This is a genomic window from Paenibacillus marchantiae (assembly GCF_028771845.1).
Taxonomy (GTDB): domain Bacteria; phylum Bacillota; class Bacilli; order Paenibacillales; family Paenibacillaceae; genus Paenibacillus; species Paenibacillus marchantiae.
On record NZ_CP118270.1, the window covers coordinates 2,259,714 to 2,277,308 of the forward strand.

A 17,595-nucleotide genomic window follows, 5' to 3' on the forward strand; every position below is an offset into this window, starting at 1 on the left:
TCTAAGTAGAGGGAACGATATTGAGCGAAAATTACCTATATAGGCTGAATTAAAGGTTATGGTTTGACATGGGAAAATGAACCATTTGTCTTAACGTTATTTCAAAAAGCATGGAGCAGACTGCACATTGGCAGGCTGCTCTTTTTTTATAACATTTTGGACAACTTCCGGTATTCCCGGGGGGAAATGCCTTCATATTTGCGGAACATACGGCTGAAATAATGAATGTCCGGGTAACCGCTTTGGACACCCACAGTCTCAATGGAATGATCGGTTTCCCGCAATAGTTTGCGTGCCTCGCTTAGGCGCATGGATTGAATATATTCGTTGGGTGGCATGCCCGCAATCTGTTTGAACAATTTGGCCATGTGATCCACACTCAGGTTCAATTGTTTGGCGATGCTCGAATTGGTCCACGGGTCGGATGGGGCGACCTCTATACGTTTCATGAGTTCGAGCAGCTTCTCTCCGTGTACTGAATCATGGCGTGACGAACTTCGCCAGGATGAACGCAGCAGATGAGTCAATATTTGCAGCATCAAGGCTTTGCATACCAGTTCATATCCCGGTGGGCGCATCGTAAATTCATGTACCAATTGCTCCATAAGCTGCACGGCAGCTGGAGAAGGGGTATACACGGGGTTAATAGATAGCGGCGTCATGCCCTCTGCGCAAGCTTCTACTGCGAATTTATGGTGCAGGACAGTCTCTTCGTTAACAACCATATCTGCCTCGGTCTGAATGGTCAATTCGTTGAAGAAATCAAAATGAATGCCAATGAAACGTGCTTCCGGGCTCGAAACCACCTCATTCTGATGATAGACACCGGCAGATAGCAAGATTAGCTGACCCGCCTTCAAAATATGTTGTTTATCCTTCATATAAGTTGCAGCTTCACCTTGAGAGATGTACAGAAGTTCAAAATCATACAAACGCCGCTTTGCCAGCTTACCGGGAGGAAGGCTCTGGAACTGAGCATAATGCACGTTGGGAGACCATTCTTTGTAAGTGACGGTTCGTTGCAGAGGATATACCGCTTGCTGGAGAGACATAAATTCCATCTCCTTTTTCAATGAGATTGGCACAAACAGATTTAATTAAAACTGAACGGAATTGTGCAAATAATCTCTTTATCTCCTAAATAAATAATCAGGTAATTTATTTATAATATAAGTATTATCACATGTTCTTACGAGAGAGACAACATCACGGATTAAGCTAAAAAAGGAGAGGATTCAGATGCGCTCTCTCCCTGTGGAACGGAGCACGAGTTATTGCTGCGAATCACTCAGGTCAGTTGCACAGAGTGGATTCCCCTCGACTGCGGATTGGGAACGATGTGTTCCAGTGGAGCTGGTGGACACGGTAACAGGCAGGCCACCTCATCAATCCACAGAAGTCCGTTTTGGCTGGAGTCCCGAATATTTGCATATTCGCTTTATATGCCAGGATGATCACGTTGTATCTGATTTCACGGAAAGGGATCAGCCATTGTATGAGCAGGATGTGGTTGAACTGTTCATCGATGAACAGGGCGATGGCAGGAATTATATCGAACTGGAGGTCAGTCCGCACAACGTAATATTTGATGCACTCATTCACAATAACAGCGAAGGTTCCGAATTGAAGGCAGATGTAACCTGGCAGCTGGAGGGGTTGCAAACGGCTGTAGAAGTGGATCGTCAGGGCCATCGGGTGTATGTGATCCATATTCCAGCGAGTAACTTCAAGTCGCCCCTGACTAAAGGCGTATGCTGGAGGGTCAACGTTTACCGCATTGATGAGAATGTGCAGGGAGATCGGGAGTATCAGGCATGGCAGCCCACGGGGGCTGTAAACTTTCATTTGCCTGCCCGATTTGGTCATTTTCAATTAGGATAGCGATGCGATGCTGAAGAACAGGTATTCATATTTTGAAGGAGGGTATTCGGATGAAAAAAGGGATTAACATATGGTCTTTTCCAGGAGATGCCTCTATTGCGGATTGTATTCAGACGGCGAAGCAAGCTGGCTTTGAGGGGATTGAACTTTCGCTTAATGGAGAAGGCGAGCTGAGTCTGTCTGCCACAGATCAGGAGGTTCGTGATATTCAGGGACGTCTAGAAGAGGCCGAACTCGAAATCGCGGGACTAGCAACCGGATTGTACTGGGATTACCCGATGACGAGCGCTCGTCCAGAGATCCGAACGAAAGCTCTGGATGTGTGTAAAAAACAGCTGGAGCTTGCCGCGGCATTTGGTGTGGATACCATTCTGGTCATTCCGGGTGCGGTGGGTGTGGACTTTATTCCAGACAGCGAAGTAACGGATTATGAAGTTGCTTACGAACGAGCGCAAGAAGCCCTTGCGCATCTGCTGCCGTACGCGGAAAGTGCTGGAGTATCGATTGGTATTGAGAACGTATGGAACAAATTCTTGGTGTCACCGCTTGAGCTGCGTACCTTTATTGATTCTTTTAGCTCAGATTATATAGGTTCGTATTTCGATGTGGGCAATGTGGTGCAGAATGGTTACCCAGAGCAGTGGGTTCGCATTCTGGGTCACCGGATCAAGAAAGTGCACTTCAAGGATTACCGGCGTCAAGCGGGAGGGCTTCATGGATTTGTGGATCTGCTGGCTGGAGATGTGAATTATCCGGCGGTGATGCAGGCATTACAGGCCATTGGTTACGACAACTACGTGACTGCCGAGATGATTCCGCCATACACTCATCATTCGAAGCAGATCATATTCAATACATCCAAAGCGATGGATGCTATTCTTGGACGTTCTCAGGAGTAGGTACAGATAACAACGTTTATGCGATATAAAATCTATTTTTATGGGAGGTAAAAACATGTTAAAAGTGGGATTGATCGGTTTTGGGTTTATGGGACGTATGCATTTTGACAACTATGTACGCCTTGCCTCAGAAGGGGAACCCGTGGAATTGGTAGCCGTCTGCGATCTAAGAATAGAGGAACTGAAGAACGGTAAAGCAGCCGGCAATATGGCGACGGAGCAAGAGGTATATGATCTCACACCTTATCGTTTGTACGACAACATCGACGCAATGCTGGAACAAGAAGAACTGGATATCATTGATATTACGCTGCCTACGCCACTGCATGCTGAACTAACGTGTTCCTTGCTGGAGAAAGGCTTTCATGTGCTGTGTGAGAAGCCGGTTGCGCGCCATTCGACGGAAGGCTGGAAGATGGCACAGACGGCCAAAGCGACCGGGAAAACACTGATGATTGGTCAATGTTTACGCTTCTGGCCAGCCTATGCGTATCTGAAATCCGTAGTAGAAGACGGGCGTTATGGAGCGGTCAACGCAGGTTATTTCTTCAGGGGTTCAGGTTTGCCTCAAGAGTGGTTTTTGGATGGGGAGAAAAGCGGTGGCTGCATATTAGATATGCACATCCATGATGCGGATATTATTCACTGGGTGTTTGGCAAACCGGATCAAGTATCCACGCTGGCTCGCAACGTCATTCCGGGAAGCGGCTATGATACCGTGTCGACCAATTATGTATACCCTGACGGAAAAGTACTGAATGCCCAAGCGGACTGGACGCTGGGGGGAGACTACGGTTTCTCGATGACCTATCGCGTTAATTTGGAGCAGGGGAATCTGGTCTTTGAGAATGGTGAGCTGAAAGTAAATCCGAACGATGCTCCCGGTTTCGTCGCTGAGCTGTCACCCGACTCGGGATATTACCACCAACTCAAATATTTTATCCAATCTGTTCAAGCAGGTACGCCTGTATCTGTATGTACACCGGAAAGTGCAACAGGTACACTTGAGTTAATTGAAGCGGAGATGCGCTCGGCGGATGAGCGTGGGGCATTGGTTTCATTATAATAGAAAGAGCAGAACCTGTGATGCGGGTTCTGCTCTTTGCATTTCTGAAGTAGTACGGGTCTTTGAAAAAGAGAGGAAACATGAATTTATTTATATTCTTTTAAATTTTCGTTATTCATTGTGCGTTCAATTTCGGCAAGTCTACTATTAATTCTCTTGATCTTATTATTCATAGTAATCAAAAAGTAAACTAGAGATATAATGCCTATAATAAAAACGAATTGAATTATAGTTGCAGACCATATAAAGCTCATTCGTACACCTCCCGAATTTCTGTTGATTAACTATAATTATACATAATTTGGGAGGCGCACGATGAGAAAATTAATTTTATGATCTTGTGGTAACGATTATACTCCTTCAATTATAGTAATTACTCCGTACTATCCAACAACCCGCCAGTTATTCGCCTGCTCCACTGTTAGTGGTTGATGTCTGCGAATATAATCCTCCACCAGTGCCGCCATATCCGTGGCGCCTTCGTGAAGTACCTTTTTGCCCGGATACATCGCATAATCACCGCCACCTGCTGCGCGATAACTGTTCATCACTACAGAATACGTCGCGTCCATCGCAACAGGTATGCCCTCGCGTTCCAGCTTCACCACACGACTTCCCACAGGTTTGGAGATATCCAGCTCATATTCGACGCCCGCCCACATGTCATAATTATAATGCTGTGGTTTCGGCTGCATGTAAGCAGGATTGACCACAACTTCGCCTGATGTCTCCACTTCAAAGTAACGCGCCGTTTGTTCTAATGCATCCCGAATGTCCTGACCACGAAGCTCCAGCACCGTCAGTGTATTGGGATAGATAAAGTTAGACAGCACATCCCGAACGGTAATGAGGGAACCGAAACCGCGGGCCTCTTCACTGAGTAATGCGGTATTCGATATTTGTGCTCCCGTTGCTTCCATCTGCACCTGATGTACAAAAGCAATAAAGGGATGCGCCGCAAGCCGCAATGCGGCAGGATCGGTGATGGATAAGTCTCCGGCCACCTCGCCAATCGGCTGGTCCAGCCATGCCTGTGCTTTTGCTTCCAACTCATCCGTCAGTTTCATAACAGCCGCATCGGGCTGTACATCACTATCTTCATCCAAGAGCAACAAGCGAGCCTGTTTTCCGGCAATCCGCCACTTTCCATTCGATAACCGGTCCAACTGGGTGGATACATGACCTACACCGTTCCCACTAAATCCAGGCTGAACCACGGTCACACCATGTATTTCAGCGGTAAGCTGACGGTGTTGATGTCCGGTAAGCAGAACGTCAATCCCTTCAATGTCACGGCAGATCGCGTACGCCTGATTTTCCCCGGTTAACCGCTCAGCAGGTTCGCCTGTCTCCAGATCACTCTCAAAACCACCATGATAACTGACCACGAGCACATCCGGCTGTTCATGTTCACGAATATAGCCAACCCATGCACGAATAGTCTCCATAGCATCAAGGAACTGTAAACCTTCTATGTTTTTCGGATGCTCCCAATTCGGAATATAGTGCGTCGTTGCTCCCAGCAAAGCAATTTTAACGCCTGAAGACAAGGTTTTGATCAGATAGGGAGGACCGAAGGCGGGAATGGCTGCTCCAGTAGGTGCAGTGTGTAGTACCTCTTCGTCAGGCTTTCCTTCATTAACAATATTTGCAGATAGCCAAGGGAAATGGGAGTCTTGCACTGCTTTACGCAGCAAGTCCTGGCCGTAGTTGAATTCATGATTGCCCATTACGGCAGCATCATAGCCCAGTTCATTCAGAACATTAATGAAGGGATGCACTTCGTGATTCGAAACAAAGGAAGCAGCATATGAGGCCAAAGGAGAGCCTTGCAACAGATCACCGTTATCCACGAGCAGCAATTCGGGTGAACGATCCCGTTCACGCCGAATCAGCGAAGCAAGCAAAGCAAGTCCGGCTGGACGATAGGCATTGGTGTTGTAATGTATGGGGCGAATGGCCCCATGAAGGTCACTGGTTACCATGATGTCGAAGTTTGCCGTAGTTGTTATGGATGTCATTTTACAATCTCCTCTAAATATATAAGTTTAAACATATCAAATCACAGGTCATTCAAGCGGCAGAGTACAAGGGGATTCACCATTTCTACTTGTATTATCAACTGTAATGAGGCTATTCTAACAGATCAAAGCCGCTCTGACAGCCTGACAGGAAACTTTACAAAACTCCAAATTTCGTTTCACATCGCGCAAATAATTGACGACTATAGTAGACAAGTAATGAAAAATAGAAACTCTTTGGAGGGTGTTCGCTTGAAGAAGTCTGCTTTATTTTTACCATTGTTGATTTTGGTTCTGTTTCTAAGTGCTTGTGGGTCTAACAGTAGTACAAAAGGTTCGGCTAACGGGGCTGATACGAGCTCGAATTCATCCAGTACTGACACGGCAGAGACAGACAAAGCCGCTGAAGGTTATGTGCCGACTGAGCTGACTGTACAATTCGTTCCATCACAAAATGCAGATACACTCGAAGCCAAAGCAAAACCGCTCGAGAAGCTGCTGGGTGACAAATTGGGTATCCCGGTGAAGGTCAGCGTATCCACAGACTACAACACAATTATTGAAGCAATGGCTTCCAATAAAGTGGACGTAGGTTTCCTGCCTCCGACGGCTTATGTACTTGCCAAAGAAAAAGGCGCAGCTGAAGTTATTCTTCAGGCACAACGTTTTGGTGTAAATGATGAGACTGGCGCTCCAACTGAGGAACTGGCAGATTCGTATAAATCCATGATTATTGTAAAAAAAGACTCGCCGATCCAATCCGTTGAGGATCTGAAAGGCAAAAAAATCGCTTACCAGAACGTAACTTCTTCTGCAGGTTATGTATGGCCGGCAGCCCTGTTGCTCGACAGAGGCATTAATCCTTTGAAAGATGTACAGGCAATCACGGTTAAAGGCCATGACCAAGGTGTGCTGGCAGTGCTGAACGGCGACGTTGATGCCGCAGCGATTTTCCAGGATGCTCGTAACACTGTAGTGAAAGACTACCCGACTGTATTTGAAGATACGCGTGTACTGGCGTTCACTGAGCCGATTCCTAACGATACCATCACAGTACGTACAGACATGAATGCAGATTGGACAGCGAAGATCAAACAAGCATTCATCGACATCGGTAAAGATCCACAAGGTCACGAAATTATCAAAGAAATCTACACACACGAAGGTTATGTAGAGTCTGATGACAGCAAGTTTGATATCGTTCGTGAGTACGGGGAGAAAGTAAAAACCGAGTAGTTCTCTGTTCAAGAAATATCGTGATGGATTGATCGCATTGTATTGCATTGATTATCTTTTCATTGGATAACTTCATCGGTTCAGCGGGCAGGCCAGTTCAGCGTGATACACGCTGCGCTGGCTTGTCCCATTACAGCGTGACCCTGCGAAATACCATATTAATGAAAGAAGGATTACAGCCATGATTGAGCTTCACAACGTAACGAAAACATATGCTAACGGCACCAAGGGCCTGAATAATATTAATCTGAAATTTAAACAAGGGGAATTCATTGCCGTAGTTGGTTTGTCTGGTGCGGGAAAATCGACGCTTCTGCGTTCCATTAACCGACTTCATGATATCAGTGACGGTGAGATTTTGATCAATGGCAAGTCGATCACGAAAGCTCATGGCAAGTCACTTCGCATGATTCGCCGGGATATCGGTATGATCTTCCAGAGCTTCAATCTTGTGAAACGTTCCAGTGTGCTTCGTAACGTGCTTGCTGGACGCGTGGGATATCATTCCACGATGCGTACCATTCTGGGCCGTTTTCCCAAAGAAGATACAGAACTCGCATTTGGAGCACTGGAACGGGTAAATATCGCAGAAAAAGCCTATTCCCGTGCTGATCAGCTGTCCGGTGGGCAACAGCAACGTGTGGCCATAGCGCGAGTACTTGCACAGGAAGCCAAAATCATTCTGGCAGACGAGCCTGTCGCTTCACTCGATCCACTAACAACGAAGCAGGTAATGGATGATCTGAAACGCATCAACCAGGATCTTGGCATTACAACGATCGTGAACCTTCACTTTATCGACCTAGCCAGAGAGTATGCGACCCGTATTGTTGGATTGCGTGCTGGCGAAGTGGTGTTTGATGGTCCGGTATCCGAAGCAACGGATGAGCGTTTTGCAGAAATTTATGGCAGACCTATTCTGGCAGACGAGCTGCTGGATAAACAGGCTGTACAGGAACAGCGGGGAGAAGTTCTGGTATGAAGCAACCCGTAAACGTATCGATAGATGGATCATTGCAGAACGAATCAGGAAAGGGAAAGCGTCCTGGAACAGGTTCAGGCTCGGCTGTCCACCGTCCCAAACCACCAGGGCGTACCAAACATCTGCTCACGCTAGTGATCATTCTGTTGCTTTTGTGGGCAAGTGCCAGACAGACCGATGCCAGCTTCAGTGAGCTGTTTGAAGGTTTACCCAACATGCTGGATCTGCTGCGTGAGATGTTCCCGCCGCGGTGGACTTACTTTGACAACATCATTCAGGGCATGCTGGAGACGATCCGTATGGCTCTGATCGGTACAACGATCGGTGCGATCATCGCAATTCCGGTCTCGATTATCTGTGCAGGCAACTTAATGCCTAGCCGTTGGATCTACTATCCAGCGCGTTTTGTACTGAACCTAATCCGTACCGTGCCTGACCTGCTACTTGCGGCGTTGTTCGTTGCTGTGTTTGGACTGGGACCGATTCCTGGTATATTGGCACTCGCTGTATTCTCGGTGGGACTGATTGCCAAGCTGACCTACGAAACGCTGGAAACGATTGATCAGGGACCGCTCGAAGCGATGACAGCTGTCGGCATGAACCGGATTCAACTGATTGTTTATGGCGTGGTGCCACAACTGGCCGCCCAGTTTACTTCCTATGTACTGTATGCCTTTGAGATTAATGTACGTGCCGCTGCGATTCTCGGATTGGTTGGAGCTGGGGGCATCGGACTGTATTATGAAGCAACACTTGGATTCCTGGAATATGACAAAACGAGTGTAATCATTCTGTTTACCCTTGTCATTGTTCTGATCATTGATTATGTAAGTACTAAGCTGCGGGAGAAATTGTTATGATGAAAAATGAAACAAGCGTAATCCGGCGCAAACCACGGAAGAACCCGCTTCGCTGGGTCATTGTAATCTTGCTTATACTTGTGTACGCTTGGGCACTTGCCGGTGTACCGTTTACCGGTTTGAAGGAAACGGCTGGTCAGATCATGAAGGCAATTGTCGCCGGGATTTTCTCCCCGGATTGGGACTTTGTTTATCTGCCTGAGGGTGAAGATTTGCTGCGAGGATTGCTGGATACACTGGCGATCTCGGTGCTGGGTACCGTCATTTCCGCTGTACTGTGTATCCCGTTTGCGTTCTGGTCTGCCCGAAATATGAGCAGCTTCCGTCCTGTATCGGGTACGGGCAAAATGGTGCTCAGCTTTATCCGTACGTTCCCGGAGATTATTATGGCTTTGCTGTTCATCAAGGCGGTGGGTCCGGGTTCCTTCGCGGGTGTACTCGCCCTTGGGCTGCATTCCATCGGGATGCTTGGTAAACTGTTCGCTGATGAAGTGGAAAATATTGATTATGGTCCTTCTGAAGCGTTGCTCGCTTCTGGGGCGACTCGCATGCAGCAGCTGTGGTTTGCTGTACTGCCACAGGTTTTGCCTGGATTCCTTAACTACACGTTGTATAGGTTCGAGATTAATGTGCGTTCCGCAACCATTCTGGGGGTTATCGGGGCAGGAGGGATCGGTACACCGCTGATCTTTGCACTCAGTACTCGGAACTGGCCGCGAGTAGGGATTATCTTGCTGGGTATTATCGTAATGATCACGATCATTGATCTGATCTCTGGCTACATTCGCAAGAAGCTGGTATAGAGAAGTAAAGGTAAAGTTTGTTTGCTAATAAAGACGAATAAAATAAAGAACATGATGGATATGTTTCAATCCATTATTGATCTATCGGAAGAGCAGCCCATGCAATAGCAGGTGCTGCTTTTTGTATTTTATAGGAAGTTAATATCAGCAAAATGTTGAGCCCTATATGAAATTACTGTTTTAGAAGTAGACTCATACTATGATACTGTATAGTTATAAATTTAGTAATGGAGGTAAATTGTGAGAAAAAACAATGATGTATTATGGGTGTCTATTTCTATACTTATTTTAATAGTCGCCATGTCTCTCACTGGTTGTTCCAAAATGCAAACAAGAATTAATCTCATGGGAGAGAGTGAACATTGGAGAGGCGAGCTAGATACGACAGTAACAAATGAAAGAGCGGAAAATGGAGAATATACTATATTTTATAAAAAAGATAATTTGGAAGATATTAAAGAATATAAAATTAACATTAATGAAGGAAGAATAATTAGAAAGGAGAGCGATTTAACTTCGAAATCTATAGAGTTCCCTATAACGAGTACAAAAGGTTCAATGGTTAGTAGGAATGAAGACCAAACTATTGTCATTGAGTGGACAGATATGAATGGTAACAATTTTGAAGAGAAACTGATCTTATCAGAAAAATAACCGAAAAAAAACCGAAGCGAGTGCCTGGAGTCCCGGCAAACTTGCTTCGGTTTTTCAATGCTTGGTTAAACGTTAGGCATTCCTTATTGAGACTTAGCTTGCTGCTGGCAAAGATACAGCGGATTTCGTTACTTGTACCGTAATCGTTTCAGTGCTTGTCACACCCGCTGCATTGATCAGCTCAGCACGATACGTGTACGTTCCATTCGCGTGACCGGATACATCTGTCACAGCGCTTTGTGCATTAGGTGTTACTGCGTTCAGTGCTTTGGTATCGATCAGTTGACCATTCTCATAGAGACGGTATTCTGATGCGTTTGTTCCCCACCACAGATTCATCGTCACTTTGTAGTTGCCGTCCCCATCCCAATTGTCTTGGGAGAGAACTGCTTTGCCAGGGGCAGCATTCGCAACTTGCACCGTGAGTACTTCACTGCGAGTTGTACCCTTGGAGTTCGACAGCTCAGCTACGTAGGTATAAGTACCGTTAGCTTTACCATTGATCGTTGTTTGGGCCGATTGCGCCGCTGGTGTAGCGTCTGTCAGCTTTTGTGTGTCAATCAGCACGCCATCTTCATACAGCTTATAGCTCGTGCCATTGTCACCCCACCAGAGGTTCATAGTAACGGTATAAGACCCTTCAGAGAGACCGTTGCTGTAACCATTGTTGGATGTAAGCGCCGGCTTACCTGGTGCGCCAACAGCTGGAGTCGAAGGTCCTTCTTCGCCGCCTTCTTCAACGGCTACGAAATCGTTCAAGCTTCTAGGCTTCAGTTGAAATACATCTTTAAAAATAGCGGCAACACCTGTCACGCTGATTTTATCGCCTGCTGCATAAGGGAAGGTCGTTTGCGTTACACCTGTGCGTGTATCCACACGTACATGCGTGCTTGTTCCGTCCGCTGCAACTGCATCGAATTCAAACGAACCTACCGGTGTTGCACTGATGATGTTCTGAACAGTTACTTCTTTCAATTGAACGAGTTGACCCTGGTTTGCAGCCGTAACTGCTGGCACATCAATGGCAGCAGGGATGGAGGCTGTACCCGTTTTCTCGATCGCTACGATATCCGTAAGCTCAAATTCACTGTTGTATAGCGCCGTTGCTGCGGTTACTTTAACCACATCTCCAGCGTGGAAGCCGGCAGTACTTTGGAAAACATAAAGGCCACCGGTGGTGTCTTGAAGATAGAAGGATTGTCCACCAAAAGCACCTGGCTCTGTAGTAACTACACCCTCAACTGTAACCGTTGAACCAGCTGCTTTGGTGCGTGCATCAGCAATGCTGATCGTTGCCGGGATTGGTCCTTCTTCTTCCGGAAGCTGCTCAGCCGGAACATTGCCGACGGTAACTGCAGTCGTAATCAGGTTGCTGCCGTTCAGACGCAGACGCAGGCTGGCAGCGCCCGTTGTACCTGATTTAATGCGGACATTCAGGTCTTTGATTGCGCGACCTTTGCTGTCGGAAGTTACGCTAAAGTTGGAGCTATAACCGTACGAAGTCGGCCATGTACCACCTTCATTCTGAATCATGGCGACCTGTGTTCCGCCAGTCAGGTAAATTCCTGCACTGTAACCGGAAACGGTTGTGTTAGCAGGCATGTTCTCTACAACCACACGGATCTGGAAATCCTCCGCATTAGGCAGGGTTTCCTGCTTCACGATGCTGTAGGAAGCGTTCGCGCTTGAAGCTGGTCCACCATAAGAACCTGCTTTGAACGTGGAACGATCATACCACTTGTATCCTGCAGCTGGTGCAGCCCAAGGTTCAGCCTGTGGTTCTGTGGAAGCAGCAGGTTGTTCGAACGGAAGCAATGCTGTTGCATTATCCAGTTGAAGTCCGTTCACTTGAGTCAAGCTAGTGTAATTTTCTTGATTAGCAAGCCAGTTAACGGTATTGACCAGCAATTTGCCGTCATCAACTTCTTTGAAGCCGTCATACGTTGTTTTGCGAGCGCCAGTCTCTTCGCGAAGATACTTCGGTGAAGCATCTTCAACCGGAGAGGAATCGCCGATAAATGCTGCTTTACCTGCACCCAGCTTGGAAACGGCTACGTAAGGACCTTCCTCAACTCCACCGCCATTGTATACGCCCTGGTCAACAGCGTTCGGCCAAGCGTCATTCGTTTTCGGCAGGTATACAATACCTTTAGCCTTTGTTGGATCGGTGATCGCAAGAGTGGACCCTGCGTGCATGGCTACCGCAGATACACCTTCTGTAATGCCAAATGCCTGTCCAGCAGGCACAATGTTAGTAGCATTAATATCGCCTAATGCGTTGTAACGGAAGCGTACTCCGAAATTATCGGACAGCCAGTCCGTGCTGGTTACATTTTGCATAGCCTCAGAGTTACGCTCCTCTGTGCTCATGCCTTTGGCTGGATCTTCGAATGCGCCACGACGATAGCCGTTAATCGCTTCAGAACCGTCCCAGCGGTTTTTGTTACGGTCAGCATTGTAGTGATCTCCAATGAAGAAGATGCTGCCGCCTTTTTCTACATACTCTTTCAAGGCTGCCTGTTCTGTCGTTTTGAAGGGAACATTGGGTTCAGCAATGACAAACACGTTATATTCTTTCAGATCGTCATAGGTAAAAGGAGTCGTCTTGCGCAGTTCCTTTACATAATATCCATCATTCGCGAGTGCATTGCCGAAGTCTGAGAAGCCTCCGTCAATGACCCAGTCAGCTGCTCCAGCTGTCTGTGCATGAGTATTGTCGAACAATACTTTCTTGCCTGCATTACCGTTAACAACCTTTGCCTGAATGAACGGTGCAGGGTCTGTCGCCCATTCGGCCTGAACCGATGCATCTCCATTCCACAATCCAATCTGAAGCGGCAATGCCATGGACAATGCCAGGAGTGATTTTACCCATACTCCTCGCATACGTGTCAATTTACCCAACCAAATCCCTCCCAAATATTAGTTGAAACATGAGTTCGTCCATATTCTAACACACCAAAATCTCACATAGTCATAACAATTTGTAAAAACGAACTCGACTTTTGTAAAAATGAGTCCTTTGTCATGCTCCATCTAACAAATTTTGATACTTTCTAACATCAGATGTTGATTTCACGTCATTTCTGCTCATGAAAAAAAGCCATCTCTTATGAGATGACTTTGGCCCGAATCCGATTGACAGCATGGAATACCGAGGATTTGATCATGCCTTCACTACGGTTAACGAGCTGGGCGGTTTCTTTGATGCTGTACCCGTGAATCACGCGTAATTCAAGAATTTTGCGATGCTCTGTATTGTTAATGATCGAAACAAGGTCGTTAACACCTTCAGAGATCTCCAATTCGGATGTATCACAGTGATACGTCTGCATCTCCAACTTACTGTCCCGCTTCAGTGTACGGGTCCGCTTGCGGAATGTATCCATGGCGAGGTTACGGGCAATTCTTTTGAGGTAGTAGAGAAGTCGTTCTTCCGGAATGTCTGCCGATACATTCATCATTCGAATGAAACACTCCTGCGTGAGATCCTCTGCATCCTGTTGATTTTTGACGATCTGAGATAGATACCGTGTCACTTCTGATTTATAGTTTACATAAGCATCATGAATGGTTGTTTTGTTCACGTGATGTTTTCCCCTTTGGATACCGATCTGGCTTTGTCCGGTCTGGTTTGTTCTCTGTGTTCCAAGTATATCGGGATGATGTTTCCAAAGACGCCAGACTTGTATCCGAGTTGTAACATTTCCGGTGAACCTCTGTTCAATCCAAGAGCAGAGATACAGAATATAAGGCAGATGAAATTCATAGAGCAGGGAGATTAAGATTCATCATGAGACCGAAACAGATTTTGATTATTGAAGACGAAGAGTCCATTCGCGACATCCTATCCTATTCGTTGCGTAAGGAAGGATTTGAGATGACTGAAGCAGCAACAGGCAGAGAGGGCTTGGATCTGCTCAGGGAGTCCAGACCAGACTTGATCCTGCTCGACCTGATGCTGCCGGACATGAGCGGGTTCGATGTATGCAGACAACTTTCCGTGAATTCGAAGATTCCCGTAATTATGATTACGGCGAAGTCCGATATGCTGGACAAGGTGCTCGGCATGGAGCTGGGGGCGGACGATTATATTACCAAGCCATTCGACATTCGTGAGGTAGTTGTGCGCATTCGGGCCATTTTCCGCCGGATTGATCTAATCAGCGAGACGCTGGAGAATCAGTCCTATGAAGTGGTACGGCTTGGTAGACACATTGAGATCCGCAAGGATGAGCGTGAAGTCTGGAAAGATGGGGAACGCGCCGGACTGACCAATAAGGAGTATGATCTGCTCTTATATTTGGTCAACCATCACCGCAAAGTACATACAAGGTCCGAGTTGCTGGATAAAGTGTGGGGATTTGATTTTCCCGGAGATACCCGGACGGTAGACATTCATATTCAGCGTATCCGCAAGAAGCTGGATAGCGGGGAGCAGGGGATTTCACTTATTGAGACGGTCTTTGGCGTGGGTTACAAACTGAATATTCAGGTGCATACATGAAGTGGACGATCCAGTTCAAAATGGTCGTTCTTTTCTCGGTCATCGTATTTATTGGTTTTTCGGCCTTGCTCATTATTTCGAATAAAGTGGGTGAGGAGAACATGTACAGGGAAGTGCAGGAGGACATGGTGCAATCCAAAAAAAATCTGGATATCGCGCTCAATCAATACTTCCTGATTCATAATAAACGGATTAGTGAGGACTCCCTGGGAACAGGGAATCGGGACCTCGCAGAACAGATCGGCTCCGCAGTAGGCGGCAAGGTCATAGTCTATCGGTCTGATGGCACTCCGTTTAGCAACGTGGGTGCGGAGGCGAAGCTGGCTGCTGCTCAAACTTCTGATCTACAGGCTGCCATGAAATCAAAGATCGCCTATACAACCGTGGTGGCCAAAGGCAGAGTAACAGGGAATCTGTCCTTTCCTGTGCTGTCGGAGGGGAGCATCCTTGGCATTATCCAGCTGGAAAGGGATTATACGGATCTGTTCAAACGGCATCTGCGATTTCAGAACACCATCAAGGGCTTTGCAGCCGTCATTTTTGTGTTTGTTTTCATTGGATCTGTCTTTATTTCACGCCAGATTACCAAGCCGATTCGTGTGCTGACAAAACGTTCAGCCGAAGTTGCACAAGGCAGCCTGAATGCAGACATCCACATCTCAACGAAGGATGAGATTGGAGAGCTGGCTTCCAGCTTTACCGTCATGATTGCTCGGGTAAAGGAGCAGATTGACGTGATTGAGAGAGAACGGGATGAGGTCAAGCATTTACAAGCACGCAACAAGGTTTTTTTTGACAATGTGACGCATGAATTAAAGACACCACTGACCACGATACTGGGGTATGCCCAGATTTTGCGGGATAATGGATTTACGGATCAAGCATTCTTCGATAAAGGGTTGAAATATATTATCAACGAGAGCCAACGCCTCAACGTCATGGTTGCGGATATCCTTGAAGTGACCGTATCGTCCACACCGATTCAGACCTTCCGTTTTGAGCGGGTGAATGTATCGAATATTATTCGGGAAGCCTGCGAAGACATGTCCATCAAGGCGGGCAAGTACAATATTGGCATTCGCTATGAGCTGGAAGAATTGCTATATGTCCAGGGGGACTGGAATAAGCTCAAGGAAGTTTTTTTGAATGTGCTGGATAACTCGGTCAAATACGGGAATGTGAATTCCATCATTCAGGTCCAATCGTTTCGACTGGGAGATTCGGTAGCCATACTGATTCGTGATGAAGGAGAAGGCATTCCGGAGGAAGCGCTGAAGCATGTATTTGAACCCTTTTACCGGGATAACGGGATGAACAGGACAGAGAAGGGAAGCGCTGGGCTGGGCTTGTCAATTGTGAAAAACACGGTGGAGCAGCATGGGGGAACGGTGGAAATGAAGAGTATATTGAACAAGGGAACACAGGTGAATATCAGTCTGCCTGGAGAATCGGACGTATGAAGAAACGAGGATTTTGGAGCAGATATCGCGATATGCTTATGTTATCCGGTTTGCTGATTGTATTTGTCGGAGGTATCTTTGGCATTGGTAGTCTGTTCAGCATTGGACATGGGAAGCCCAGGACCGTCATTCTGCCGGATAAACAGTTCAACAGCCGCCTCGCCCCACCGCCAAGCAGCACCATTCAGATTGAGTCGGCTACCAAGCTGCCCAATGACTTTGCCATTTATGATTTTGAGGTAGCTGATCCCAACACGGTCATATTGAATCGGCCGGATCGTTCCTATACCGGGATCAAGCTGTCACAGCTGCATATGGATGATAATCTCTTGAAGGACATCGCCACGAATACAGAGTATGGCATTACTCTGAGTCCGGATCAGAGCAAGCTGATTTATTCACAGTACCGATCGACTCAGGCGCAGAAGACAACCTATGAATATGATTTGAAAACAGGAGAACATCTCAAGCTGAAGAATGACAACTCCTATTCACGCGTCTTTGTAGGTAATGAATCCTACATCGGATATGATGACCTGGTGTTCAACATGGTGGGTCTGGATACAGGAAAGAAACACGAATTGTACAGTTATGATGAGTTAGTTGCCAAGGTTGCGCAGGTGAGTAACATTTCAAGTCCGGATGATACTCTGATTATGCTGGATTCATATGAGATTAGCCGGGATCTATCACGGGTGTATGTGCTGGTCAAACTGAAAGAAAATTACGCCGTCTATAGCTTCTCTCTGAACGACAAAAATGATATCACCGCATACACCCCTGCCCAGGATATACAGCAGTTTAAGGTACTAAAGAATGGGGACATGCTGATTCAGGGCATGATCAACACCGAACAGGGATTGTACAGATATCGAGCGGATACCAAAAAGTTTGAGCTGCTGGTCAAAGGGCCTATCTGGAGCTTCGATCTGGATGAGGAGGAGTCCCGCATTGCCTATTTTTTGACACTCGAAGGACAGAAGAATGAGGTGCACATTGCCTATCTGAATGACCGGAAGCTGGGGTCCGATACGGTTATTTACCGGAATATCGATTACTTTATCAAGTTGAAATGGAATGACAGCAATCTCTTTGTTGTCGGGAGCTCTATGGAAAAAAGCGAGTTATATCAGTTTAGCTTCCGAGCTTGGTAAAGATGTGAATATGGAATGCTCAGAAATTAGGCCCTATGGAATGAAGTCGCTATGTTAAGGACTGAACCCATA

General features: G+C 46.7%; 15 protein-coding genes. 11 read left to right on the plus strand and 4 right to left on the minus strand.

Annotation, left to right across the window (positions count from 1 at the left end):
- Window positions 1-146: 146 nt before the first annotated feature.
- On the minus strand, window positions 147-1,052 hold the full coding sequence (locus PTQ21_RS10260; protein WP_274569748.1) for an AraC family transcriptional regulator: 906 nt from the start codon (window positions 1,050-1,052) through the stop codon (window positions 147-149).
- Window positions 1,053-1,254: 202 nt separating this feature from the next.
- On the opposite strand from PTQ21_RS10260, the gene PTQ21_RS10265 reads away from it, so the two are divergent.
- The 3 genes from PTQ21_RS10265 to PTQ21_RS10275 are packed head-to-tail and all read left to right on the plus strand — an operon-like array spanning window position 1,255 to window position 3,846.
- A complete protein-coding gene (locus tag PTQ21_RS10265) occupies window positions 1,255-1,881 on the plus strand; it encodes a carbohydrate-binding family 9-like protein (protein ID WP_274569749.1) in 627 nt (208 codons plus the stop codon).
- 50 nt (window positions 1,882-1,931) lie between these two features.
- Window positions 1,932-2,780, plus strand: a complete 849-nt coding sequence (locus PTQ21_RS10270; protein ID WP_274569750.1) for a sugar phosphate isomerase/epimerase family protein — start codon at window positions 1,932-1,934, stop codon at window positions 2,778-2,780.
- Between the two features lie 55 nt (window positions 2,781-2,835).
- Window positions 2,836-3,846 carry a Gfo/Idh/MocA family protein gene (locus PTQ21_RS10275; protein ID WP_274569751.1) on the plus strand — a complete coding sequence of 337 codons (1,011 nt, stop codon included), beginning with the start codon at window positions 2,836-2,838 and terminating at the stop codon, window positions 3,844-3,846.
- Window positions 3,847-4,229: 383 nt separating this feature from the next.
- Here the strand turns inward: PTQ21_RS10275 and PTQ21_RS10280 are convergent, their stop codons facing one another.
- On the minus strand, window positions 4,230-5,867 hold the full coding sequence (locus tag PTQ21_RS10280) for a bifunctional metallophosphatase/5'-nucleotidase (RefSeq protein WP_274569752.1): 1,638 nt from the start codon (window positions 5,865-5,867) through the stop codon (window positions 4,230-4,232).
- Window positions 5,868-6,119: 252 nt separating this feature from the next.
- On the opposite strand from PTQ21_RS10280, the gene PTQ21_RS10285 reads away from it, so the two are divergent.
- From PTQ21_RS10285 to PTQ21_RS10305, 5 genes are all read left to right on the plus strand, one after another.
- A complete protein-coding gene (locus PTQ21_RS10285; protein ID WP_274569753.1) occupies window positions 6,120-7,103 on the plus strand; it encodes a phosphate/phosphite/phosphonate ABC transporter substrate-binding protein in 984 nt (327 codons plus the stop codon).
- A 181-nt stretch (window positions 7,104-7,284) separates the two neighbouring features.
- Window positions 7,285-8,085, plus strand: a complete 801-nt coding sequence (phnC, locus tag PTQ21_RS10290; RefSeq protein ID WP_063565947.1) for a phosphonate ABC transporter ATP-binding protein — start codon at window positions 7,285-7,287, stop codon at window positions 8,083-8,085.
- Entirely contained in the window at window positions 8,082-8,945 is an 864-nt protein-coding gene (gene phnE, locus PTQ21_RS10295; protein WP_274569754.1) for a phosphonate ABC transporter, permease protein PhnE, read from the plus strand. Before phnC ends, phnE (PTQ21_RS10295) begins: the two co-directional genes overlap by 4 nt.
- Window positions 8,942-9,748, plus strand: coding sequence for a phosphonate ABC transporter, permease protein PhnE (gene phnE / locus PTQ21_RS10300; RefSeq protein WP_063565946.1), 807 nt, complete (start codon window positions 8,942-8,944; stop codon window positions 9,746-9,748). Before phnE (PTQ21_RS10295) ends, phnE (PTQ21_RS10300) begins: the two co-directional genes overlap by 4 nt.
- Before the next feature lie 240 nt (window positions 9,749-9,988).
- Window positions 9,989-10,402, plus strand: coding sequence for a hypothetical protein (locus tag PTQ21_RS10305; protein WP_269053499.1), 414 nt, complete (start codon window positions 9,989-9,991; stop codon window positions 10,400-10,402).
- 93 nt (window positions 10,403-10,495) lie between these two features.
- On the opposite strand, the gene PTQ21_RS10310 is transcribed toward PTQ21_RS10305, so the two are convergent.
- Complete coding sequence (locus PTQ21_RS10310) at window positions 10,496-13,306, minus strand: chitinase N-terminal domain-containing protein (protein WP_420800359.1); 2,811 nt, start codon at window positions 13,304-13,306, stop codon at window positions 10,496-10,498.
- A gap of 206 nt (window positions 13,307-13,512) precedes the next feature.
- Window positions 13,513-13,989 carry an RNA polymerase sigma factor gene (locus PTQ21_RS10315; RefSeq protein ID WP_063565944.1) on the minus strand — a complete coding sequence of 159 codons (477 nt, stop codon included), beginning with the start codon at window positions 13,987-13,989 and terminating at the stop codon, window positions 13,513-13,515.
- A 206-nt stretch (window positions 13,990-14,195) separates the two neighbouring features.
- Here PTQ21_RS10315 and PTQ21_RS10320 point away from each other — a divergent pair, with 206 nt between their 5' ends.
- The 3 genes from PTQ21_RS10320 to PTQ21_RS10330 are packed head-to-tail and all read left to right on the plus strand — an operon-like array spanning window position 14,196 to window position 17,523.
- Complete coding sequence (locus tag PTQ21_RS10320) at window positions 14,196-14,909, plus strand: response regulator transcription factor (RefSeq protein WP_024628875.1); 714 nt, start codon at window positions 14,196-14,198, stop codon at window positions 14,907-14,909.
- On the plus strand, window positions 14,906-16,369 hold the full coding sequence (locus tag PTQ21_RS10325; RefSeq protein ID WP_269053500.1) for a sensor histidine kinase: 1,464 nt from the start codon (window positions 14,906-14,908) through the stop codon (window positions 16,367-16,369). Before PTQ21_RS10320 ends, PTQ21_RS10325 begins: the two co-directional genes overlap by 4 nt.
- Entirely contained in the window at window positions 16,366-17,523 is a 1,158-nt protein-coding gene (locus PTQ21_RS10330) for a hypothetical protein (protein ID WP_274569756.1), read from the plus strand. The genes PTQ21_RS10325 and PTQ21_RS10330 overlap by 4 nt, the downstream gene beginning before the upstream one ends.
- The last annotated feature ends 72 nt before the right edge of the window (window positions 17,524-17,595 follow it).